The 22,582-nt window shown below is 68.8% G+C and carries 27 protein-coding genes; 11 read left to right on the forward strand and 16 right to left on the reverse strand.

What is annotated here, in order from left to right; genetic code table 11:
• The first annotated feature begins 240 nt into the window (after positions 1-240).
• Positions 241-894 carry a B-4DMT family transporter gene (locus tag BAY61_RS33015; RefSeq protein ID WP_176879815.1) on the forward strand — a complete coding sequence of 218 codons (654 nt, stop codon included), beginning with the start codon at positions 241-243 and terminating at the stop codon, positions 892-894.
• 36 nt (positions 895-930) lie between these two features.
• On the opposite strand, the gene BAY61_RS20115 is transcribed toward BAY61_RS33015, so the two are convergent.
• From BAY61_RS20115 to dctP, 11 genes are all read right to left on the reverse strand, one after another.
• Positions 931-2,448, reverse strand: coding sequence for a glycoside hydrolase family protein (locus BAY61_RS20115; RefSeq protein WP_091808076.1), 1,518 nt, complete (start codon positions 2,446-2,448; stop codon positions 931-933).
• 518 nt (positions 2,449-2,966) lie between these two features.
• Positions 2,967-3,398 (reverse strand): type II 3-dehydroquinate dehydratase, encoded by a 432-nt coding sequence (gene aroQ / locus BAY61_RS20125; protein WP_091808073.1) that lies wholly within the window; start codon positions 3,396-3,398, stop codon positions 2,967-2,969.
• On the reverse strand, positions 3,395-4,501 hold the full coding sequence (gene aroB / locus BAY61_RS20130) for a 3-dehydroquinate synthase (RefSeq protein WP_091808071.1): 1,107 nt from the start codon (positions 4,499-4,501) through the stop codon (positions 3,395-3,397). The genes aroQ and aroB overlap by 4 nt, the downstream gene beginning before the upstream one ends.
• 85 nt (positions 4,502-4,586) lie before the next feature.
• Entirely contained in the window at positions 4,587-5,006 is a 420-nt protein-coding gene (locus tag BAY61_RS20135; RefSeq protein ID WP_094168507.1) for a hypothetical protein, read from the reverse strand.
• A 2-nt stretch (positions 5,007-5,008) separates the two neighbouring features.
• A complete protein-coding gene (locus BAY61_RS20140) occupies positions 5,009-5,569 on the reverse strand; it encodes a shikimate kinase (RefSeq protein WP_091808068.1) in 561 nt (186 codons plus the stop codon).
• Between the two features lie 112 nt (positions 5,570-5,681).
• Positions 5,682-6,875: a chorismate synthase gene (gene aroC / locus BAY61_RS20145; RefSeq protein ID WP_091808066.1), complete on the reverse strand. Its 1,194-nt coding sequence runs from the start codon at positions 6,873-6,875 to the stop codon at positions 5,682-5,684.
• A gap of 48 nt (positions 6,876-6,923) precedes the next feature.
• Positions 6,924-7,601 carry a prepilin peptidase gene (locus tag BAY61_RS20150; RefSeq protein ID WP_245865274.1) on the reverse strand — a complete coding sequence of 226 codons (678 nt, stop codon included), beginning with the start codon at positions 7,599-7,601 and terminating at the stop codon, positions 6,924-6,926.
• A gap of 292 nt (positions 7,602-7,893) precedes the next feature.
• Complete coding sequence (locus tag BAY61_RS20155; RefSeq protein ID WP_176879813.1) at positions 7,894-8,988, reverse strand: zinc-binding dehydrogenase; 1,095 nt, start codon at positions 8,986-8,988, stop codon at positions 7,894-7,896.
• Positions 8,989-9,037: 49 nt separating this feature from the next.
• Positions 9,038-10,462, reverse strand: a complete 1,425-nt coding sequence (locus tag BAY61_RS20160) for a TRAP transporter large permease (RefSeq protein ID WP_170140152.1) — start codon at positions 10,460-10,462, stop codon at positions 9,038-9,040.
• On the reverse strand, positions 10,459-11,016 hold the full coding sequence (locus BAY61_RS20165) for a TRAP transporter small permease (protein WP_091808062.1): 558 nt from the start codon (positions 11,014-11,016) through the stop codon (positions 10,459-10,461). The genes BAY61_RS20160 and BAY61_RS20165 overlap by 4 nt, the downstream gene beginning before the upstream one ends.
• Positions 11,013-12,035: a TRAP transporter substrate-binding protein DctP gene (gene dctP / locus BAY61_RS20170; protein ID WP_170140151.1), complete on the reverse strand. Its 1,023-nt coding sequence runs from the start codon at positions 12,033-12,035 to the stop codon at positions 11,013-11,015. The genes BAY61_RS20165 and dctP overlap by 4 nt, the downstream gene beginning before the upstream one ends.
• A 253-nt stretch (positions 12,036-12,288) precedes the next feature.
• Between dctP and BAY61_RS20175 the strand changes: the two genes are divergently transcribed.
• The 9 genes from BAY61_RS20175 (at position 12,289) to BAY61_RS33625 (ending at position 19,571) form a co-directional block, all read left to right on the forward strand.
• Positions 12,289-13,659: an MFS transporter gene (locus BAY61_RS20175; RefSeq protein ID WP_091808059.1), complete on the forward strand. Its 1,371-nt coding sequence runs from the start codon at positions 12,289-12,291 to the stop codon at positions 13,657-13,659.
• A complete protein-coding gene (locus BAY61_RS20180) occupies positions 13,656-14,501 on the forward strand; it encodes an N-acyl homoserine lactonase family protein (RefSeq protein WP_091808057.1) in 846 nt (281 codons plus the stop codon). Before BAY61_RS20175 ends, BAY61_RS20180 begins: the two co-directional genes overlap by 4 nt.
• On the forward strand, positions 14,501-15,349 hold the full coding sequence (locus BAY61_RS20185) for an SDR family NAD(P)-dependent oxidoreductase (protein WP_091808055.1): 849 nt from the start codon (positions 14,501-14,503) through the stop codon (positions 15,347-15,349). The genes BAY61_RS20180 and BAY61_RS20185 overlap by 1 nt, the downstream gene beginning before the upstream one ends.
• Positions 15,346-16,254 carry an NAD(P)-dependent oxidoreductase gene (locus BAY61_RS20190; protein ID WP_091808470.1) on the forward strand — a complete coding sequence of 303 codons (909 nt, stop codon included), beginning with the start codon at positions 15,346-15,348 and terminating at the stop codon, positions 16,252-16,254. The genes BAY61_RS20185 and BAY61_RS20190 overlap by 4 nt, the downstream gene beginning before the upstream one ends.
• On the forward strand, positions 16,251-16,652 hold the full coding sequence (locus tag BAY61_RS20195; RefSeq protein WP_091808053.1) for a cupin domain-containing protein: 402 nt from the start codon (positions 16,251-16,253) through the stop codon (positions 16,650-16,652). The genes BAY61_RS20190 and BAY61_RS20195 overlap by 4 nt, the downstream gene beginning before the upstream one ends.
• Positions 16,649-17,056 carry a 4-carboxymuconolactone decarboxylase gene (gene pcaC, locus BAY61_RS20200; protein ID WP_091808051.1) on the forward strand — a complete coding sequence of 136 codons (408 nt, stop codon included), beginning with the start codon at positions 16,649-16,651 and terminating at the stop codon, positions 17,054-17,056. The genes BAY61_RS20195 and pcaC overlap by 4 nt, the downstream gene beginning before the upstream one ends.
• Positions 17,049-17,987: an NAD(P)-dependent oxidoreductase gene (locus BAY61_RS20205; RefSeq protein ID WP_091808048.1), complete on the forward strand. Its 939-nt coding sequence runs from the start codon at positions 17,049-17,051 to the stop codon at positions 17,985-17,987. Before pcaC ends, BAY61_RS20205 begins: the two co-directional genes overlap by 8 nt.
• Positions 17,988-18,020: 33 nt before the next feature.
• Positions 18,021-18,719: a GntR family transcriptional regulator gene (locus BAY61_RS20210; RefSeq protein WP_091808046.1), complete on the forward strand. Its 699-nt coding sequence runs from the start codon at positions 18,021-18,023 to the stop codon at positions 18,717-18,719.
• A gap of 81 nt (positions 18,720-18,800) precedes the next feature.
• Positions 18,801-19,571 carry a carboxymuconolactone decarboxylase family protein gene (locus tag BAY61_RS33625; protein WP_091808044.1) on the forward strand — a complete coding sequence of 257 codons (771 nt, stop codon included), beginning with the start codon at positions 18,801-18,803 and terminating at the stop codon, positions 19,569-19,571.
• Positions 19,572-19,591: 20 nt separating this feature from the next.
• On the opposite strand, the gene BAY61_RS20220 is transcribed toward BAY61_RS33625, so the two are convergent.
• From BAY61_RS20220 to BAY61_RS20230, 3 genes are read right to left on the reverse strand one after another with little or no spacing between them, the layout of a single operon-like run.
• Entirely contained in the window at positions 19,592-20,242 is a 651-nt protein-coding gene (locus tag BAY61_RS20220) for an anti-sigma factor family protein (protein WP_170140150.1), read from the reverse strand.
• 20 nt (positions 20,243-20,262) lie between these two features.
• Positions 20,263-20,775 carry a sigma-70 family RNA polymerase sigma factor gene (locus BAY61_RS20225; RefSeq protein WP_091808041.1) on the reverse strand — a complete coding sequence of 171 codons (513 nt, stop codon included), beginning with the start codon at positions 20,773-20,775 and terminating at the stop codon, positions 20,263-20,265.
• Positions 20,772-21,158: a hypothetical protein gene (locus BAY61_RS20230; protein ID WP_091808040.1), complete on the reverse strand. Its 387-nt coding sequence runs from the start codon at positions 21,156-21,158 to the stop codon at positions 20,772-20,774. Before BAY61_RS20230 ends, BAY61_RS20225 begins: the two co-directional genes overlap by 4 nt.
• Before the next feature lie 112 nt (positions 21,159-21,270).
• Between BAY61_RS20230 and BAY61_RS20235 the strand changes: the two genes are divergently transcribed.
• Positions 21,271-21,726: a Rieske (2Fe-2S) protein gene (locus BAY61_RS20235; RefSeq protein WP_091808038.1), complete on the forward strand. Its 456-nt coding sequence runs from the start codon at positions 21,271-21,273 to the stop codon at positions 21,724-21,726.
• A gap of 58 nt (positions 21,727-21,784) precedes the next feature.
• On the opposite strand, the gene BAY61_RS20240 is transcribed toward BAY61_RS20235, so the two are convergent.
• Together BAY61_RS20240 and BAY61_RS20245 are read right to left on the reverse strand one after the other, a co-directional pair.
• Entirely contained in the window at positions 21,785-22,240 is a 456-nt protein-coding gene (locus BAY61_RS20240; protein WP_091808036.1) for a PTS sugar transporter subunit IIA, read from the reverse strand.
• Entirely contained in the window at positions 22,237-22,557 is a 321-nt protein-coding gene (locus BAY61_RS20245; protein ID WP_091808034.1) for a PTS sugar transporter subunit IIB, read from the reverse strand. The genes BAY61_RS20240 and BAY61_RS20245 overlap by 4 nt, the downstream gene beginning before the upstream one ends.
• Positions 22,558-22,582: the final 25 nt, after the last annotated feature.

Consider the following 22,582-nt stretch of genomic DNA (forward strand, 5'->3'; position numbering starts at 1 on the left):
AACCCGGAGCTTCCTCCACACGACGAGCATGTCCTCGCTACGGGCCACCGCGATTGGTGACCGCCATACCGGCGCTCCATTGTACTGGCGGCCACGCTGCGGGAACGCGGCGCCTCCTCGACCCCGCCTCGGGCTTCCCGCTCACCACACGGAACTCGCGATGCTCCGGGGTTCGGTCGCGACAGGACGAGCCTCGGTCAAGGGGCTTCCACAACTGCCTCGCGGGTCTACAGTAGGGCGATGCCGCACTGGGTAGTACGCGGATTCGGCATGGCCGTACTTCATGCCGCCGCGACCGTCGCGCTCGCGAAGATCGCCGTCTTTCAGCCGACCGAGGTCACTTTCGTCACCGCCGTCGTGCTCGCGCTGCTGGTGGGCGCCGCCGCGCTGTGGAGCGCACTCGACGCCTGGCTCGGTCTCCGCGAACCCGGCCGGACCTGGTTCATCGCGGCGCTCGTCGCCGGGCCCGTCTCGGCCGTGCTCAGCGTGATCGGACGCGGCGTGTTCGTCGACCAGACCGGGACCAGTGAACTGGGTTCCGCGCTCACCGGCGGCGCCGCGTTCACCGCACTGCTCGTGCTGATCCCCGCAGGGCTCGGCATGTTCGTCGGCGGAAAGCTCAACGCGCGTGCGAACGACTTCGAGGACTCCGACGACGCCGAGGACTCCGGGAGCGGCCCCCTCGCGCCCGTCGGCGCGCGTGCGGACGAAGACACCGAAGGTGTCCTCGTCGGTTCCGGCAACGACGGCGGCACCGGCGATGACAACGGTGGCAGCGGGGACAGTGACGGCAGTGGGGACAACGCCGCCGACGGTGCCGGTGGCTCACGGGCCGGAAAGCGGCTCGGGCGGACGATGAGCCGCCGCACCCCGAAGATCGGCCCGGCGAGGTAAGCCCGACCGCCACTGACGTTCTCGCCGCTCAGCGGCTCAGGGCCGCACGCCCAGCGTCGGACCAGCCGGATACGCCTCCCAGTCGGCGCGGCTGACCGGTTCCACCTCGGAATCATTGCGGGCGGCCGCCTCGGTGGACGTCACCGGCCACAACCGGTCGTCCAGCACGAACGCCGTCCCCAGCCCGGGGGCGCCCACCGCCCGCGCCCCCGGCTCAAGCCGGGCCATCACCGGCAGTTCGTCGAGCACCGGCAGCCGCTCGTCGAGTACGTGAACGGCAAGTTCCTCCGCGACCGAACGGCGATCGACCCTGACGATCTTGCCCCCCGCGACAACGTCCATCGTCCGCACCGGCGAGGGCATGGCGAACCCGTCCAGCACGGCGAGCGCCTGTTCCGGGTTCGAGCACGCGTCGACCCCGTGCACGTCGAGCCCGAAATGCCGCAGCCCGGTCGGTGCCTTCGCCTTGCCGATCACGGTCGCGTGGATGACGTCGAGCGGCACCCTGGCACACGGTTCCGTTTCCGAGATGGGCGCGTGCCCGTCGGGCTGGCGGACCAGGCCAGGCCCCTCCTGCCACTCGTCGGGGATGAGCACCGGCTCGTAAGGCGTCGCGGTGAAGTCCCTGTTCCAGAACGTGATCGTCGTGCCGTGCTCGGTCTGATGCGCGATGGCGAAAGCGGCAAGAGCATCGACCCACATCAGATCGGCGCTGAACGCGTCGACAAGGGAGTTGGTGCGCACGTTCCCGGTGTCGCCCACGCGGGAGAACCCAGTGGGGCTCAGCGATTCGACACCGGCGGAGAAGGTGGGATCCTTCGCGCGCAACAAGAACTGTCCCGCACCGTTCCACCCTGCCGCGCGGCCGGTCGTGTCCGTGAACATCACGTAGAACCAGCCGTCGAGATAGACGGCGGCAGGCTGCCCCGCGCCGTAGGTGTTGTCCCTGTGCTCGTCGTGGGCGGGCTTGATGACCGGCTCCTCCGAAGGGCGCGTCCAGTTCTGGCCGTCGGTGCTGGTGGCCAAGCCGATCGCGTTGCCGAGAGCGTGATCGCCCGCCGCCCCGGTGTAGTACATGTAGTAGGTGCCGTCGACGCGGATCACCGACGGATCGCAGGTGTGCACCGCGTCGAACCGCCCCGGATTGCCGGAGAAGACGGCTTTCGGGATGCCACCGCCCGGCCCCGCGAACGGGCCATCCGGCGTGTCCGCCTCCGCGTACAGGATGTCATCACCCGGCGGCGGCGCACTGCCGTACTGACTGCACCACCACATCCGGGTCCGGCCGCCGTCCATCATCACCGTCGGCCCGTAGTTGTAGACCGCGTCGGCGCCGCCCTCCGCGACGACACCGGCGCTGGCGCGCTGGTTGTCCGTGGACAACGGCTGCGGCGGCTCCGAGGGGGCCTGCTGCTCACCACCGCCGCCGATGTCGGGCTGGGCGCCTTGAGCCTGAGGTTGCGCGCTGCCCGCCGTGCACGCTCCCGCGACCAGAGCGCTCGCCATGGCGAGCGCGCCGGCGACGATACGCGCGCGATATTGCCGGGTGCGCATGCTGGCGGCCAACCTCCATCCCTCCCCCGCTACCGGGAGACGGTAACCCGGCCGAGACCAAAAACAGTCTACGAAACCATCTCACCCGAACGGGTGCACACCTCGCGACATCGCGCCCATGCCGCCAATCGCGAGGTCGCGGCACCCGGTGGCGAGTACGACGGACGCCCGTCTCTGCGCGCCTCCCGGTACCGGATGGGCGTCCTGCCGCCAGGCGTTCCGGCACCGTGTGGAGTACGCGCGTCCAGCCACGGAAACCGCCTCGGCGAGCGCGTCCGCCCGCACTCGTGGCGACGATCAGTGCGAAACCGTTCCGCGCGCTCACCGGCCGAGGGCCGGGTTCGCACGCGCCGTGTTCTCTCACCGGTACGCGCCCCGCACCCGGTGAGATCTGGATCCGATTCCGGAAACCCCGGCCGCACAACGGTTTCCGGTCGGCCACATCGGACTCGCGGAACAACCGCAGCATGGTGGCAGCCTCCGGCCACCGCGCGTGCCGGACGAGAGCGGGCGCCCGCTCAGGTGGCCTTGTCAGCCAGCCAGCGCAGAGCGAGCGGGTACCCCTCGGCCCCGAGGCCCACGATGAGCCCGGTCGCGACGTCCGAGAGCACGCTGTGGTGCCGGAACTGTTCCCGCTTGTGCACGTTGGAGATGTGCAGCTCGATGAGCGGGGCACTGAGCTGCGCCGCGGCGTCTCGCACCGCGATCGAGTAGTGCGTCCAGGCGCCCGCGTTGAGTACGACGGGACACCCCTCGTCGGCGGCCTCGTGCAGCCAGCCGACGAGTTCGCCCTCGTGGTCGGTCTGCCTGACCTCGACGTCGACCCCCAGTTCCTCACCGGTGCCGGTGCACAACGAAACGAGGTCGGCGTGGGTGGTCGCGCCGTAGACGGCGGGTTCCCGCGTACCGAGCCTGCCGAGGTTGGGACCGTTGAGTACCAGGATCCTCACAGCAGCACACTCCCGCCCTGTCCGCTACCGCCCGCGATCACCGAGTAGGCCGCCGCCAGCAACGCCGGGTCGGGGCCTTCCAGCCTGCCCGGTTTCGCCAGCCCGTCCAGCACCACGAACCGCAGGGTGCCGGAACGGTTCTTCTTGTCCGACCGCATACCGTCGAGAAGCTGTGGCAACGCGTCGGCGTCGTAGGTCGTCGGCAGACCAAGCGACTTCAGCACCGAGGCGTGCCGGTCGGCGGTCGCGTCGTCGAGCCTGCCGGCGAGACGGCCGAGCTCGGCCGCGAACACGAGGCCGACACTGATGGCGGCCCCGTGCCGCCAGCGGTACCGCTCGCGGCGTTCGATGGCGTGCCCCATCGTGTGGCCGTAGTTCAGGATCTCGCGAAGATCCGATTCCCTCAGGTCGGCGGACACGACATCGGCCTTCACCTTGATCGACCGCCGCACCAGTTCGCCGAGCACGTCGTCCTGGGTGTCCACGGCCGCCGCCGAGTCGTTCTCGATCAGGTCGAGGATCGCGGGGTCGGCGATGAAACCCGCCTTGACGATCTCGGCCATCCCCGCGACGAGCTCGTTGGGCGGCAACGTCTCCAGCGTGGCGAGGTCGACCAGCACGGCACTCGGCTCATGGAAGACGCCGACGAGATTCTTGCCCGCGTCGGTGTTGATTCCCGTCTTGCCGCCCACCGCCGCGTCGACCATGCCGAGCAGCGTCGTCGGCACGTTCACGAGCCGCACCCCGCGCATCCAGGTGCCCGCGACGAACCCGGCGAGGTCGGTGACCGCCCCACCACCGAGCGCGACCACCACGCCCTTGCGATCCAGACCCATCTGGCCGAGTACGTCCCAGCAGAAGTCCGCCACGCGCAGCGCCTTGCCGTCCTCGGCGTCCGGGATCTCCACACGGTGCGCGTCGGCTCCCGCCTCGTTCAGTTCCGCTCTCACGGCCTCGGCCGTCGTGGTCAGGGTGGGCGGGTGGATCAACGCCACCTTCGACGCGCCCCTGACCATCTCGGTCAGTTCGCCGAGCAGGCCCCTGCCGACCACAACCTCATACGGCTGCGCGGTCTTGACCTCGATACGAACCGGCTCGGACATCCTGCTCCTCACTACTCCTGACCACTACGCCATCACGCTCACGCGCGCGCTGCGCCCTGGACGGCGCGGGGCTCCCGCGACATCCTCACTGTGGTGGCAGCCGCGTGGCTTCACTCACCGAGCATGTCAGGTCGCCTTCCACGGGATTGGCACCGGGAACCGTGTCGGTGACGGTCCGGCCAGGGCCCAGCCGCCCCTCGACGAAGTAGGCGTCCGTGGCGTCACCCGCGTTGTTCGAGATGGTCACGGTCACCGCGTACCGGTACTCGGTGCTCGTGCTGTTGGTCACCGCGAGAGCCACTCTCGGCGTGTACACGGTCTGCTCGCAGCCGGTGACCTCAACGTCCTGTTTGGCGTCACTCTCCGGTGGCGCGTCGGTGGCCGAGCGGGTGTCTCCCGAAGGGCTCCCCGCTGCCGTGGTCGGCTGCGGCTGGCCGGAACCACATCCGGCCGCCAGCGCGACGACGACGGCAAACATCCCGGCAAACCGGACCCGTGAACGCATTTTCACTCCACAAAGGACTCGTCTGGCCGTTCAGGCGACGATTGTTCCATGTTCCCGGCAAGGTGTTCGACGATCGCGGCGACCACCTCGCCCGCCGTCTTGTCGTCGGTGGCGACCTCGATCGTCGCGACCTCCCGGTAGATCGGCAGCCTCGCCTCCAGCAGCGCTTTGTAGGTGGCCCTTGGATTCACGCCGGCCAGCAACGGGCGCGCGGTGGACATACCGGTCCGCCGGACCCCCTCCGCCATGCCGACATGCAGGAACACCACGGTGTGCTCGCTCAACAGCTTGCGGGTGGCCTCCGAAAGAACCGCTCCACCACCGAGTGCGTAGACACCGCTGTGCCTCGCCAGCCCGGCCGCGATGACCTCTTCCTCCCGCTCACGGAAGTACGCCTCACCGTGGGTGGTGAAGATGTCGCCGATCGTGCACCCGGCCGCCGCCTCGATCTCGTCGTCCGCGTCCACGCAGGCGACACCGAGCTGCCGCGCCAACAACGATCCCACCGTGCTCTTCCCCGAGCCGGGAGGACCGACGATGACGACAAGACCGCGAGTACCCATGCAGGTCACGGTAGCCCTTGCCAGCACAGCGCCATCGTCCGCCTCACCCTCGCCGCCCGATCAGCCACCAGCGGTCACCAGGACGCCGCGACGACCGGGGCCGAACCGCGGGCTACCTGTCCCACCAGGCTTCGAGACCCGCGAGATAACCGTCGACGTTGCGCTTCGACTCGGCCAGCGAGTCACCGCCGAACTTCTCCAGCGCGGCATCGGCGACCACCAGAGCCACCATCGATTCCAGGACGACACCGGCCCTCGGCACCGCGCAGACGTCCGAACGCTGGTGGATGGCCACGGCGGGTTCCCCCGTTTCGACATCCACTGTGGACAGAGCACGGGGGACGGTCGAGATCGGCTTCATCGCGACCCTGACTCGCAGCGGCTCACCGTTGGTGATACCACCCTCAAGGCCACCCGCCCTGTTCGATCGCCGCGTGACGCCCTTGGGCCCGCTGCCCCTGTCGATCTCGTCGTGCGCCTGGCTCCCCCACCGCCGAGCGGTCGTGAACCCGTCTCCGACCTCGACGCCCTTCATTGCCTGCACGCCCATGAGAGCACCGGCGAGCCTCGCGTCCAATCGCCGGTCGCCGCTCACATGCGAGCCGAGACCGGGCGGCAGCCCATAGACGATGACCTCGATGACACCACCGACCGTGTCGCCTGCCTTCCGGACCGCGTCGACCTCGGCGACCATCGCCTCTGTCGCCTCGGTTCCGAAGGCACGCACCGGACTCTCGTCGATGGCAGCCAGATCCCCAGGGCCCGGCAACGGTCCCTCCGGCGCCTCGGCGCCGCCGATCGACACCACGTGGCTGACGACCTCCGCGCCGAGCAACTGCCGCAGAAACAGGCGAGCCACCGTGCCGAGCGCCGTGCGGGAAGCGGTCTCGCGGGCACTCGCCCGCTCCAGCACCGGCCGGGCCTCGTCGAAGCCGTACTTCTGCATCCCCGGCAGGTCGGCGTGGCCGGGGCGCGGGCGCGTGAGCGGTTCGTTACGTGCCAGCCCCGCAAGTTCGGCGGGCTCCACCGGGTCCGCCGCCATGACCCTTTCCCACTTGGGCCATTCCGCGTTCTCGATCTGCACCGCGACCGGACCACCCTGCGTCAGCCCGTGCCGCACGCCACCGATGATGTCGATCCGGTCTTTCTCGAAGCCCATCCGCGGGCTCCGGCCGAAACCGAGCCGCCTGCGAGCGAGCTGCTCATCGAGGTCGGCGGTCGTGATCTCGACCCCCGCGACCATGCCTTCGAGTATGGCCGCCAAAGCAGGACCATGCGATTCACCAGCGGTTATCCAGCGCAACACACCGGTAATCCTGTCACGAGGCCGGTCCGGCCCGTCAGTTGCCCATACTCACCTCCACCCCGATCCGGGGAACACCGCGATCAGACACGTCGCGGCGAGCATTCCCGGTCCGTGCGGCACTCCTTCCCGCCACCGGCGGGCACGAAGGAGTACCGCCGAACCGGCCAGCACGAGCGTCACCACCGCGGCCGCGAATGCGGCGACGACAAGTGCGGGCCAACCCGTCGCGCCGAGCACACCACCGAGGCTGCCCGACAACTTCACGTCACCCGCTCCGAGTGCGTTCGGCGCGACGGCATGCACCAGAAGATGGGCGGTGGCGAACACCGCGCCGCCCACCATCGCGCGGACCGCGAGCCCTTCCTCGGGGCCGGTCACCGCGGCCACGCACAACGCCGCACCCAGAATCGGGTACGCGGGAAGCGTCAGTACGTCGGGAAGACGGCGGTGCCCGAGGTCGGCCAAGGCCAGCGGGACGGCCAGCGCGGTGACGGCAAGTGGCACGGGCAGCCACCATCCGGGCAGGCCGCTCACCGCCCACCGCAAGGCCACGCCTGACCACGATGCCGCGACGCCGAGCGCGCACCACCGCGCGGACACGGTCGCGGGGCGGGCTGCCCCGCGGAGCAGCAGCGCGGCGCTCCAGCCGACGACCCCGCCGACGGTGCCGAGCACGCCGATCGCGGCGAACATGATCAGGTTCCAGTACACGCGCTTCAGCTTCACCGCTGGTCAGCGGGATGGCAAGACTGAAGCGGAGTGAAGACTCCGTTCGCGCGGGATTCGGGCGGATATCACCCGATAGGCCATCGCCAGGCGCCGCGACCGGTCCGTTCGCACCGGTCCCCTGGGCTTCACACCGGTCCCGGACCTCTGGCCGGTCGCCGCCGGTTCGCGGCGGCGAGCAAGAACCCCGCCGCGTAGCCGGTTCTGAAATCGAGCGTCACTGCCTGAGGCACCAGCGCCGAACCGGGCAGGGACCGGGTGTCCTCGCGCTACGACATGACGAACACGACCGTTACGACATGACGATCGAGGCGCGCGTGACCTCGCGCCGCGCCGACGCGTCGAGGGCATCGACGATGCGTTCGAGCGGGAACTCCGCGTCGACGAGCCCTTCGAACGGGAACCGGCCGCCCTCCTCGGCGAGGAAGTCGAGCGCCTGCTTGAGGTAGAACGGCGCGTACCGGTCGACGTGCAGGACGCGCAGAGCGCGCCGGGTGGCCAGCCCCGGGTCGTAGTCGACGACGGAGCCTGGCGAGAGGTTGCCCATGACGAGATACGTGCCGCCCCGCCTGATCAGGGACAGTCCCTCGGCGAACGCGGCCGGAACGCCCGTCACCTCGATCATGCCGTCAGGGCCGTGCTGTTCGGTGAGGTCGTGGACCCAGGAGCGCCGCTCGTCGGCATCCGGCATCGCGCTGATGTCGAGCGTGTGATCCGCCCCGAACCGGCGGGCCTGCTCAAGGCGTGCGGGCACGCCGTCGACGACGATGGTCCGGATGCCGCGCGTCGCCGCGACCGCGGTGGCGTAGAGACCGAGCCCGCCGGCCCCCTGGATGAGGATCGTCTGGCCTGGGCCGAAACCGGCCTGGTCGATGCCGTACATCACCTGGCTCAGTGCACAGTTCGCCGCCGCCGCGACGGAGTCGGGCACGCGGTCGGGCACGCGGTAGACGTGCTGCCGTGGCGTCGCGTAGTAGTGCGTCGCGAACGAGGTGTGGAAGTGAGGCCATTCAGTGGGTTGCTTGGCGTAGTGCTCGTAGGCGTTGTCGCACAGGTTCCACTCGCCGCGCACACAGTGAAAACAGCGCTCGCACGCCTGGAAGTAGACGACGGCGATCCGGTCGCCGACCGCGAGCGGGGCACCGGCGTTGTCGCGGTCGGTGCCTTCGCCGAGCGCCGCGACCACCCCGGTCATCTCGTGGCCGATCCCGCCGGAGCGCTTCACGGGATGCTTGCCGTTCCAGATGTGCAGCTCGGAGCCACAGACATTCGCGCGCGTCGTGCGCATCACCAATGCCCCCGGCCCCGGCTCGGGAACGGGGAACTCCCGCAGTTCGAGCTTGCCCGGCTCGGTCATGTAGGCCAGCTTGCCTGTTTGGACGGTCATACTTCGGCTCTCCACAGCGATAGTTCGGGCGGTGTGCGTGGTCGGTGGCTCACACGAGAGACGGGAGTGAGGTCACGATGGCGGGGGCGAATGCCAGCAACGCGACGACGGCGAGGTCGGAAAGGACGAACGGGACCGCCGCCTTGTAGATCTCCGACATCGGCATCGACTTCGGCGCGTACTGGCGCATGACGAACAGCGACATCCCGAACGGCGGAGTCACGGTCCCGATCTGGATCGCGATGATCATCAGGATGCCGAACCAGATCGGATCGAATCCGGCGATGTGCACGATCGGCATGAACAACGGGATCGTCAGCAACACGATCGCGATCGATTCGAGGAAGAGCCCGAGGAGGACCACGATCCCGAGCATGACGATCAGCAGCACTGTCGGATTGCCCGTGATGCTCGTGACCCCGTCCACGAACGCCGTCACGGTGCCGCTTCCCGCCATCACCCTGCCGTAGATCGTGGCCGCGGCGATGATGAGGAATACCATCCCGGTCGCGAGCAGGGTGTGCTTGAGTGCCGCGACGACGACCTCGCGGGTCAGCCTGCGCTGAACGACGAGAATCACGGCCGTCAGGCCGACCGCCACCGCCGCGGCCTCGGTCGGCGTCGCGATCCCGAACAGGATGAGCGCGAGCACGCCCGCGATCATGCCGACCAGCGCGACCAGGTTCAGCAACGAGCCGCGCTGATCGTCAGAGCCGCCTTCCGGCCCCTTCGGAATCGTGGCGGGGGCCTCGGACATCGTGGCGACCGCCGCAGGGGCTCCCGAATCGGCGGATTCCCTCCGCTCCTTGCTCGCGCGAGCCGAGCGCTTCCCGAGCACGGCAGGCCGCTCCGCGCCGCCGAAGAAGGCCGACCACGCCCCCACCACGACGGCGTAACCGAGCGCCATGAGAATGCCGGGGATGATGCCCGCGATCAGCAACGGTCCGACCGGGACACCTGCCGTGGCTCCCCACACGATGACGACCGTGCTCGGCGGGAGCACCATCGCGAGCCCGCCGGAGCCGAGCACCGAGCCGACCGCGAGGCGGCGCGAGTACCCCCGCCGCTCCATCTCGGGTACGAGCGTGCCCGCGAGCATCGCGGTCGAGGCCATCACCGAGCCGGACAGCACCCCGAGCACGGCACCCATGCCGACGGAAAGGAACGCGAGCCTGCCGGGCAAACGCGCGAGCCCGCGCTCGGCCGCCCCGATCGCGGAAAAGGCCACGCCGGAGCGGAACAGGAGCTCGCCCATGAGAATGAACATCGGTATGGCCGTCAGGGTGAAGGTCGCCAGCCCCGAGACCATCGACACGACGGTCATCTCGATGCCGGGCGAAAACCCGTAGAGCAGGACCGCACCGACGGACGACACCACGAGCAACGCGACGGCCACCGGGATGCGCAGGAGCACCAGAACTCCAAGGCCCACCACGAAGATCGCGAGCCACGTCGCTGGACTGAGGTCGATCATGCTTGCCCCTCTTCGGACACGTTCTCGGTGGCGTCGCGCTCGTCGCTGACGGGGGCGCCGGTGTGCAGCCGTTCGAGCGCGGTACGAAGTTCGTTGGCCGCGAACAGAACGAGGCCGACCGTGAGACCGAGCGTCAGAATCCATCTCGGAAGCCCGAACGTCGATCCCATCCGGATCCCGGTGCCGAGGTCACGCACGAATATCTGGACGGCGAACCAGCCGAACGTTCCCGCGATCGCCGCGGTAACGAACCGCGAGGCGACGTCGAGTTTGTGGTTGGTGCGCACGAAGCGGCTCGGTATCAGATCGACCCGCACGTTGCGGTCGTACAGCGCGACCATGCCGAGCGCGAAGAAGACCGTGAGCGGCAGCGCGAACTCGGTCGACTCGAACAGGAACCTGTTCGGTGCCCTGAACACGTACCGCAGCACGACTCCCGCGATCGTCGCGAGCGCCATGTAGACCAAACCCGCGCCCGCGATCACGGCACTCGCCGTGGTCACGGCTCGCAGCACCCGGTCGGCCTGGCCTGGCCCTGCCTTGGCGGACTTCATCGTGCCTCGTAGAAATCGCGGACTTCGGTCGAGCGGGGCGCGCGCTCTTCCAGCAGCTCCCACCCGATGTCCCTTGCCCGTGACTGGAACCGCTCGGTTTCGGCTGCCGTCGGTTCGAGCAATTCCTTGCCGTCTTCTGCCCAGCGCTGGTACTCGTCCTCGACGACAGGCCGGTAGATGTCCGGCAGCGAGACCTCCAGTTCGGTCATCGCCTTGTCGAGCGCCTCACGCGTGCGGTCGTCGAGACTGTGCCAGGTCTGGAGGTTCACCAGCAGCGGGTAGCGGATCGTCAGGTACGGCGCCATGTACGACGCCTTGATGGGCTCGGCGATCCCGAGGTCGTACATCCCGCTGTTGCCCGCCGCGAAGCCGTCGATCGTGCCGCGCTCCATCGCCGTGTAAATCTCGCCGACCGGCATGTTCACGACCTCCGCGCCCAGCGCCTCAAGCATGGGTTGCTGGGTGGGACCGCCTCGCATCAGCCAGCCCGTCAGGTCGGGACGGCTGATGTCGATCTCGGTCCAGCGCGAGCCGAAATGCAGCATGTAGGCCATTTCGGAGATCGTCACGCCCAGCACGCGCAGGCCGACCTCCTCGTGCCAGTTGTTGATGACGTCGAGTGCCCCTGACTCCCGGTCGACCGCCGGGGCGTTGGGTGTCAGGTCGAACACCTCGGCCTCCGGCAGGATCTGCGTGTAGTACGCGCTCGACACGCTCGCCAGGTCGAGCGCTCCGCTCTGCACGTTCTCGGCCGCGTCGTTGGGGGCGATCGTCTCGGGGCCACCGACATAGTCGATGGTGATCCAGGGCGCGTCCTTCTCAAGGCGCTCGATCATCTTCCAGAGCCCGAGGTTCTCGGGCGCGTCACGGGTCTGTGTCGTCGCCAGGCGCAGGGTGACCTTGCCGTCCTGGGACACGACGCCGCCGCCTGCCGAAAGACAGCCGCTGAGGACCACCGAGGCGAGGGCGCCTGCCCCGAGGCGCAGCGCGGCCCTGCGCCGGTATTTGGGTGCTGACATCGTCGTCGCGTCTCCTTCTCGCCATCGAGTCGGCCGAATTATTGTCATATGATCCGACATTTCGCAACCAGGCCGGTCCGGCTGCCCGAGAAAAACAGGACACCGAGAGCGCTGATCGGCATACATATCAGCAGCTCAGCGCATATTTTCAGGTGAATCTGGCAAACTTTCGCCGCCGCCCTCGGATTGACGTCTCCTCTCAGATCGTCATACGATCCGCCGGTATCGACGACGAGGACCAAGGAGGATTCTCATGTCGAATGCGATCGAGCCGAGTGGCTCCTCCCCCGCGGAGCCTCGGCGAGACATGCGCCGCGTCGCCATCGCGGTCGGGATCGGCAACTTCATGGAATGGTTCGACTGGGGCCTCTACGGCTTCTTCGCGACCATCATCGGAGCCCAGTTCTTCGCCGATTCCTCACCCGTCGTCGGCCTGCTGTCGGCTCTCGGCGTCTTCGCCGTCGGGTTCGTTTTCCGGCCGATCGGCGGCTTCGTCCTCGGCCCCATCGGCGACAAGTACGGCCGCCGCGTCGCGCTGTCCATCGCCGTCCTCCTCATGGGATTCGGCACGACGATGATCGGCCTGCTGCCGACGTACGCGGAGATCGGCATCTGGGCACCCATCCTGCTCGTGCTGATGCGCTGCATACAGGGCTTTTCGACGGGCGGTGAGGCCACCGGCGCCAACGCCTTCATGGTCGAGAGCGCGCCAGGACACCAGCGCGGCCGGTACGGCAGCATCAACTCGGCTTCCTCGGCCGCCGCACTGCTTTCGGCAAGCCTGCTCGCGCTGTGGCTCACCACCAGCCTCTCCGAGGACGACCTGAACTCGTGGGGCTGGCGACTGCCCTTCATCCTCTGCGCCCCGCTCGCGCTGGCCGGGCTCTACCTCCGCCTCAAGCTTGAGGACACGCCCGTGTTCGAGCACATCAAGCAGGAGCAGGAGATCGACCATTCGTCACTGTGGCGAAAGATCGCGCGAGACCGCAGGCCGGTTCTGCTGACGCTCGCGATCGGTGCCGTGCAAGGCATCGGCTACTACTACCTCGGCACCTACGCGGTGAACCTGCTGACGGTCTCGGTCGGCCTCGAACGTGCCGACGCGCTCGCGCTGATCGCCGTCGCACTGGCGATCTACATCGGATTCTGTGTCGCGGCCGGATTCGCCATCGATCGGTTCGGCCGCCGTAGCGTCAACCTCGTCGGCACACTCGGCTTCGTCCTGTCGTTGTTCCCGGTCTTCGCTCTGCTGGCGACCGGCGAGGGCGTTCTCATCGTGCTCGGCCTGATCGTGCTCGGCCTGTTCCAGTCGCTGGTGAGCGTCTCGACCGTCGTGCTCATGGTCGAACTGTTCCCGTCGACCTCGCGGGCGAGCGGCAGCGCGTTCGGGTTCAACTTCGCCAACGTCATCTTCTCCGGCCCGGGTCCCTACATCGCCGCGTGGCTCGCCGCCTCGACCGGCAGCGCCGTCGCGCCAGCCGGATACCTCGTCCTCGTCTCGCTGCTCGCGCTGCCGATCCTCTACCGCTGGCTGCCCGAGACGAAGAACCGCGATCTCAACAGCACGGACGCCGTCGCACACCACCCATCCAGCTCGCGCGCAAAGGAGATCAACAGCGCATGACGACGCCCCCGCCGAACCCGCCGAACTGGCGGGTGACGATCGCGAAGTACGGCACGCGGTCGACGACGAAGTCCGACGTCTACCTCAACCACCACATCTACGGGCAGCCCGACGATCCGATCGGCATGGACTACTTCGTCTGGGTCCTGCAACGTCCAGGAAGGACGATCGTCGTCGACACCGGCTTCTCGGAATCGGGCGGCGCGGCGCGGAACAGAACGTTCGTCGCGGAGCCCGCACGGATCTTCGCAGCGCTCGGCGTCGATCCCGGCGACGAGCCAACGGTCGTTGTCACGCACGCCCACTACGACCACATCGGCAATCTGGGCTTGTTCCCGCGATCGGAGATCGTCATCTCGGCAGCGGAACTCGCGTTCTGGACGGGCCCGCTCGCCGGGCGGGCCCAGTTCGCGCACTCCGTCGAGACCGGCGAGATCGCCCAGCTCGCCGCCGCGAACGAGGCGGGGCGGGTGCGCACGTTCGACGACGAACTCGAACTCGACGCCGGAGTGCGGATCATGCGCGTCGGCGGCCACACCCCTGGGCAGAGCATCGTGCTCGTCTCCACCGACGAGGGCCCGGTGCTGCTCGGCTCTGACGCGGTGCACTACTACGAGGAATACGAAAGCGACATGCCGTTCGCGTTCGTGGCCGAGCTGCCCGCGATGTACTCCGGTTTCGACCGGATCAGGGCAATGCTCGCCGACGGCACCGCGAAGCATCTCGTCTCGGGGCACGACCCGGCCACACTCGCCCGGTTCCGTCCGGTCGAGGAAGGGCCGCTCGCCGGCATCGCGGCGACGATCGGATCCATCGACACCAACGCCGAGGAGGCGCAGTGATGAGCACGGCAGGACGGTTCGCGGGAAAGGTCGCGGTCGTCACCGGCGCGGCCTCGGGACTGGGGCGAGCCTCCGCGGTTCGGCTCGCGGGGGAAGGCGCGAACGTCGTCGCGGTCGACATCGACACCGACGCCGTCACGGCCGTCGCGGCCGAGTTGCCGACCCGCTCGATCGCGGTCGGCGGCGACGTGTCCCGTGAGTCCGACGTCGAGACCTACATGCGCGCCGCCGTCGACGCTTTCGGGAAGGTCGATCTGCATCACCTCAACGCGGGTGTCTTCGGGAGCTTCGCGACCCTGCCCGACCTCGACGTCGACGACTTCGAGCGCGTGATGGCCGTCAACGTCAGGGGTCCGTTGCTGGGTTTGCGGGCGGCGTTCCGGCACTGGCGGACGAGCGGTGAGCGCGGCACGATCGCGCTCACCGCGTCCATCGCGAGCCTCACCGGTGCCGCCGACCTCGTCCCCTACCAGGTTTCCAAGCACGCGGTCACCGGTCTCGTCCGGTCGGCGGCCGTCTACGGCGGCCCGCTCGGCATCCGGGTCAACGGCGTCGCGCCGGGGATCGTGCCGACCGAACTGTTCCGGAACGCGGCCTCGGCCACGGGCGGAAAGAACGACATGTCGCGCCGCGCTTCCACCGCGCCACTGCGCCGCGCGGGCAAAGCGGAGGAAATCGCGGGCGTCGTCTCGTTCCTGCTTTCCGACGACAGCTCGTACCTGACGGGACAGCTCGTCGCCGCCGACGGCGGCGCGTCGGTCGTGAACACCGTGCGGCCATCTGGCGGCGCGGGAGCCTGGGACACCGAGGTCGTGGACTCCGCCCTGTACGAGGGGTGGGTCCGATGACGCGGCGAGTCGGGTTCGTCGGCCTCGGGAACATGGGCGGCCGCATGACGCGATGCCTTGTCGACGCGGGCATCGAGGTAATGGGCTTCGACGCGCGTGCCGACGTGATCGCCGCAGCCGGGGCGAGCGCCGCGCCGAGCGCGGCCGACGTGGCGCGGGAGTGCGACATCGTCCTGCTTTCCTTGCCGGACAGCCGGGTCGTCGAGAGCGTCGTGTACGGCGAAGGTGAACTGCTCGCGGCGCTGCGCCCCGGGACGGTGGTCGTCGACCTGAGCACCTCGGCTCCGGCCTCGACGCGACGGATCGCGGCCGACGCCGCCGAACGTGGCGCGACGTGGATCGACGCGGGCATCTCCGGTGGAGCGGCCGCGGCCGAGCGCGGCGCCCTCACCTTGATGGTCGGTGGCGATCCGGCGGCTCTGGACACGGTGCGGCCGGTGCTCGACCACCTCGCGACCAAGATCGTGCACTGCGGCGACATCGGCGCGGGGCACACGGTCAAGCTGCTCAACAACTTCCTCAACGCCGTGACGCTGTCGGCGACCTCGGAGGTGATGGTCGCCGCGAAGAAGGCGGGACTCGACCTCGACAACGTCCTCGACGTCATCAACGCGAGTTCGGGCGAGAGCTTCGCCAGCCGCAACCGGTTCCCTCGCATCATCCACGGCGACTATCTGGAGGGAGGGCTGACGAACACCTTGATGCTCAAGGACGTGACGCTCTACCTCGACCTCGTCGCCGAACTCGGCGTCACGAGCCTCAATTCGCCCGGCCCCGTCGCGAGTTTCGGGCTCGCCAGGGCGCTCGGGTACGCGGACCAGATCAGCAACAGGGTCGTCGACGCGATCGGCGACGTCTCGGGCGGCGTTCGGCTGCACGACGCGAGCACGGAGGAGCGCGCATGATCCACATCCCGCCACGGCAACAGGCCGGAACAGCGGGGAAGGCAGGCTCACAGTTCACGGGCGTGGCTTTTCCCTACGTGACCATGGCGGCGACCGACGGAGTCGTCATCAACACGGTCGATTTCACGCCAGGAGCACGCACGCACTGGCATTCCCACGAAGACGGGCAGATCCTGCAGGTCCTCGCCGGCCGGGGCCTGGTCCAGAGCGAAGGCGGCCCCGTCGTCATCCTGCGCGCCGGCGACACCGTCTGGGTCCCGCCAGGGGAACGGCACTGGCACGGAGCCGCGCCGGACAGCTTCATGGTGCACACCGCGATCTCGCTCGGCGAGACCACCTGGGACGCGCCCGTGGCGGAGGAAGAGTACCGCGCCAAAGCCGAGGAGAACGAGCGATGACGACAGAGGGCAGCCACCACGAGAGCTACGAGCGAGGCATCGACATGCGCAAACGCGTGCTCGGCGCCGAGCACGTCGAGCGCTCGCTCGCGAGCGTCAGCGAGTTCTCAAGGCCCATCCAAGAGCTCGTGACCGAATACTGCTGGGGCGAGGTGTGGACGCGACCGGGGATCGAACCGAGGACGCGGTCGATGCTCAACCTCGCGATGCTGACGGCCCTCAACCGGCCGCACGAACTCGCGGTGCATGTCCGAGGCGCCGTCCACAACGGCGTCACGGCCGCCGAGATCCAGGAGGTCCTTTTGCAGACCGCGATCTACGTCGGCGTCCCGGCCGCGCTCGAATCGTTCCGCATCGCGGAGCGCGTGCTGACCGAACTCGGCCAGGATGCCCAAGATGACTGAGACTTCGATGACTTCGATCGGTTTCATCGGCCTCGGCCGGATGGGCCTGCCCATGGCGGGCAGGCTCACCTCGGCCGGTTACCGCGTCCTCGGCTTCGATCTCTCCGAGGACGCGCTTTCCCGGCTCACGGCCGAAGGCGGGCACGCGGCCGATGACGCGGCGGCCGCCGCGGCCGCCGACATCGTCGTTCTCATGCTCCCCGACTCCGGAGCGGTCGAGCACGTTCTCGGCAAGGCCGACGTCGCGGCAGCCCTCGGCGAGGGAACGCTGGTGGTCGACATGAGCTCATCCGAACCGTTGCGCACCCGCGCGCTGGCCGAAAAACTTCGGCGGCAGGGCGTCGGCCTTGTGGACGCACCGGTATCGGGTGGAGTGCGGGGAGCGGAACGCGGCACACTGACGATCATGGTTGGCGGATCCGACGAGGAGATCGCGCGCGCCGAGCCGGTGCTCGGCAATCTCGGCACCGTGGTGCGCGCGGGCGGGACCGGAGCCGGTCACGCCGTGAAAGCCCTCAACAACCTCATGTCGGCGACCCACCTGTGGATCACCAGCGAGGCGATGCACGCCGGAAAGGGCTTCGGAATCGACCCCGAGGTGATGCTCGCGATCGTGAACGGCTCCAGCGGGCGCAGCGGCTCGACCGAGAACAAGTGGCCGAACTTCGTCCTGCCAGGTGGTTACGACTCCGGATTCGCCCTTCGGCTCATGCTCAAGGACATGCGGATCGCCGCGGACCTCTCGCGGGCCGTCGGGGTCGAACCAGTGCTCGGCGACGACGCGATCAGCCGGTGGGCGGCCGCGGCCGACGAACTCGCCGCCGACGCCGACCACACGGAGATCGCGCGCTGGATCGCCGACCACGCGGGCGAACCCTCGGCAACGGAACCGAAAACGGCGGATGTGCCCGCCTCGCGCGGGATTCGCTGACAGATGGAGAGCGGGAGACCTAAGGTGTCAGCCATGACGACGGCCACGAACGACGGGCAGAGCCAGCTCGCGCCCGTCGTCCGGGTGGGCGCACCGCTGCGTGAGCAGGTGATCGATTCCCTGCGCCAGGCGATCATGGAGTTCCGGCTCAAACCGGGCCAGCGGCTGGTGGAGCGGGAACTCATCGAATGGCTCGGCGTCTCGCGGACGACGATTCGCGAGGCCATCCGCGAACTCGCGTCCGAAGGGCTGGTCACGGTCGTCCCGCAGAAGGGCGCGCGAGTGAGCGCCCCGTCCCGCGAGGAGGCCGCCGACCTCTACGAGATGCGGGCCTCGCTCGAATCGCTCATCGTGCGGCGCTTCGTCGAACGCGCGACCGACGAGCAGGTCGCCCGGATCGTCGCGGCGGTCGACGAATACGAGCGCGTCGTCGACGCCAGTGGCGACATGCACGCCGCGCTCGCCGCGAAGTCCGGGTTCTACCGGGTGCTCGTCGAGGGGGCTTCGAGCGCACCGCTGCAACAGATTCTCGAAGGTATCCAGGCACGCGTGCAGATGCTTCGGGTGACGTCGCTGTCGCAGCCCGGCCGGCTCGGCGACGTCGTCGTGGAACTGCGCGAGATCGTCGAGGCCATCGAGCGTCGCAACGCCGCTCGCGCCTCGCGGTTGTGCGCCGAGCACATCATGATGGCCGCGCACACCGCGCTCGGCAACCTCCCCGACGGCGACTGACTCGGTCCTGAGGGTGCCGCGTGCCTTGGTCACGCGGCGCCCTGACCTGTCGTCACCTCACCTCGACCAGAAGGAGACGTCGTGAGCCTGACGCCGCGACAGCAAGAGATCAAAGACGAGTTCATCGCCGTGCGCGGAACCTGGAGCGAGGCGTGGGAGAGCATCCTGCGCCAGGACGCGGAGTTTCTGCGTGCCTATCTGAATCTGTCGGCCGTGCCGTTCCGCAAGAACCACCTCGACGATCTCACGAAGGAGTTCGTCTTCATCGCGGTCGACGCGGCGGCGACGCACATGTACTCACCGGGCACGCGCGTGCACATCGCGACCGCGTTGCGCCTTGGCGCCACGCCCGCGCAGATCATGGAGGTCATCGAACTCACCTCGACACTGGGCATCCACGCGATGAACATCGGCGTGCCGATCCTCGTCGAGGTGCTGGAGGAAAAGGGGCTGCGGACCGAGGCGGCACCGCTCGACGACGAGCAGAAGCGCATCAAGGCCGCGTTCGTGGAGCATCGCGGCTACTGGCACCCGTTCTGGGACCACATGCTCGAACTCGACCCCGAGATGTTCGAGGCGTACCTCGATTTCTCAAGCGTGCCGTGGAAGACCGGCACACTCTCACCGAAGGTCAAGGAGCTCGTCTACATCGCGTTCGACTCCGCGGCGACGCATCTCTACGTACCGGGTCTCAAACTCCACATCGAGAACGCGATCGGCCACGGCGCGACACCGGGGGAAATCCTTGAGGTCATGGAGATCGCGAGCGTTCTCGGTATCCACGCCGCGACCACCGCGGTGCCGATCCTCGAAGAGGAGATCGAGCGCTTCGAGCGGGAGCCGAGGGGCTGAACCGCACTGGCGCCGCACTGTCAGCCGGACACCGGCAACCGGAGCAGAGCGGGGCCGTCCGGCAACCGGATCTCCAGCGCCTTGATGTCCGCGCGGTCCAAGGTGGTTCCGATGGAAAGCTTCGCGGTGTCCTTCGGCGCCGCGTACCAGGTCGCGAGGCGCTGGGTACCGCCGTCGGCGCGCACGGCCACCAGCACGTAATCCCCGCCGGAGCCACCGCTGTAGCTGCACGACATGTCGACCTGCGTACCGGACCCGGAATCGGTCAGGCTCACATCGGCGGCCACCGGGTAGGCCCCGAGCGGAGTCATGGCCGTCCCCTCCCGCTCGGTGCTCGCGGGGAGCACCAGCGCGAACACCAGTGCCAGCGCTGCGGCGATCCCGGCCGCCGCGACCGCCACCGCACCAACGGTCCTGCCGCGCCTGCGCCGCTTGCGCACACTCCACAGCAGCGAGGGAAGCAGGTCGGCGGGCAACGGTTCCCTCGAAGGACGGTGACCGGCGTCGACCTGGCCGAGCAGACCCGGCATTCCCGCAAGTTCCCTGACTCCGCGGGCGCAGCCGGCGCAGTGCCGCAGGTGTTCTTCGAACGCCGCCCTGTCCTCGGGGGACAGCGCCCCGAGCACGTACGCGGCATCGAACGTCGCGAACGGATCCGTTCGCCCGGACACGGATACCTCGTCGCCCCCGTTCACCGGGTCACCCCCCTCTCCTCAAGCACGAGCCGCAGGGCACGCAGCGCGTAGTGCGTTCTCGACTTGACCGTTCCCTCGGCGACTCCCAGCCTCGCCGCGGCGTCGGCGACCGACATTCCTCGAAAGAAGCACAAGCCGAGCACCTCGCGGTGCCGAGGCGACAGTTCACCGAGCGCGTCGGCGACGATCCAGCCCTGTACCGCCCTTTCGGTGTCGTCCGGAACGGCAAGCTCCGGCACCTGGTCCGTCGCGACCTCCGCCCGCGCGGCCGCCGAGCGCCAGCCGTCGATGGCGATCCGCCTCGCCACGGTGAACAACCAGGCGCGAGCCGACCGCTGGGACTGGTCGAGGACCTTCGGATGCCGCCACGCCCTCAGCAGGGTCTCCTGAACGACGTCCTCGGCTTTCGCGCGGTCGCCATGGGTGAGGTGCAGCGCGTACGACCACAGCGCGGCGGCGTGCTCGTCGTGCAGGGCACGCATCAGCCGGGGTTCCGCGCCCTCGTTCACACGGGTTCGCCCTGTCTTTCCGCCCTCGCGAACCGGGGAAGCAGCAACAGCGAGCCGAACACGACACACGCGGCCTCGGTGACGACGCCCCACAGTTCCGCCTGCGTCGCGAACTGCTCTCGCACCCCGAACAGGCCCACCGTCAGCGACAGCACGTAGGCCACGAGGGTCACCACGCCGAAACCGACCGCGGCCAGCGCTGGCAGCCAGTGATGCCACACCAGCACGGCGATCGCGATCACCGCCCCCGCTGCGACGTTGACCAGGAACAGCGGGCCGATGACGTCGGTGTTTCTCGCCCAGTCGAGCCACACGTCGAGGTGAACCCATGCCGAGCCGAGCAATCCGAGCGCCACCAGCAGGCGGAGCAGCCAACCCGTCATCGTCGCCTCCAGCCCTCGCGGATCGGTACACCTATGACACGGTGGCGGACCCGATCGGGTTCGATCGGGGCGCGCGGTGAACCCGATCCCCGGTCACCTCGTGTCCAGACACATGACTGCCCAATCACACACCCGCCGCACCGTCATCACCAGTGGAGCCGCGGTAGCCGGAGCAGCCGTGGGTACGGTCGCGCTCGCCGCGTGCGGCGGCGGCGATTCATCCTCGCCGGCCGACCAGGGCGGTTCCGGTGAATCCGGTCCGCCCGCACAGCCAGGACAGCGCATCGCGGCGGTGAACGACGTTCCCGTCGGTGGCTCCACGGTGATCACCACCCCCAGTGGTCAGGAAGCCGTGCTCGCCAGGGAGTCGGACACGAAAGTGAGCGCTTTCAGCGCGATCTGCACCCACCAGGGCTGCGCGGTCACCGCGGAGGGCGCCGAACTGCGCTGCCCTTGCCACGGTTCGATGTTCGACGCCTTCACCGGGGCCGTGAAACAGGGGCCCGCGACCGAGCCGCTGCCGAGCATCGCCGTCACGGTCGAGAACGGTGAGATCGTGACGGCATGACGCGCTCGGCAGCCCGGCGCTGACGGGGGTGCTCACCGATGAGGGGGACGCACCCCCGTCAGCCCGTCCAGCGGAAGATCTCCTCGCCGGCGGTCACGGCGACGCCGGGCCGGATCCCGGCCAGCGCGCTCTGCTGAGCGTCGAGCGCGACCACGGGAACGATGGCCGAATAACCCGCCTCGGTCACCGCCTCGGGGTCCCAGTTCACGATGGGCTGGCCACGCCGCACGGTCTCACCTTTGACGACGTGCAGGGTGAACCCGTCGCCCTTCTGTTTGACGGTGTCGATGCCGAGGTGCACGAGTACCGCGTTGCCGTCCTCGCCCGCCACGACGAAGGCGTGCGGGTGCAGCGTCACCACGACGCCGTCGATGGGCGCGACGGCGTCGGCCCTCCCCCCGCTCGGCACCACCGCGATGCCCGGCCCCACCATCGCCTGCGCGAAAACGGGGTCGGGCACCTCGGAGATGGGCGCGGTGGTCCCGGTGACCGGGCTGCACACCGGAAGGCTCACAGCAGGTCCTCGATGTCGCTCGCGATCGTGTCGGCCTCGGGTCCGACGATCACCTGAACCACATCGCCCACCTTGACGACGCCGAGCGCGCCCGCCTTTTTCAACGCGGGCTCGTCGATGAGCGAGCCGTCGTGCAATTCGCACCGCAGCCGGGTGATACACCCTTCGATCTCGACGATGTTGCCCGCTCCGCCGAGCGCGGCGAGGATGTTCGCCGGCCTTTCGTCCGCCATGGCCGCCTCCTGGTGTGTTCTGTACTGGGCACGAACCCGTAACGGCGGTTGACACCGGTTGGGTATCGGAGCATTCTGCCCCATCAACGAATGGTCTAGACCGGAACGT

It is taken from the genome of Prauserella marina, from assembly GCF_002240355.1.
Taxonomy (GTDB): domain Bacteria; phylum Actinomycetota; class Actinomycetes; order Mycobacteriales; family Pseudonocardiaceae; genus Prauserella_A; species Prauserella_A marina.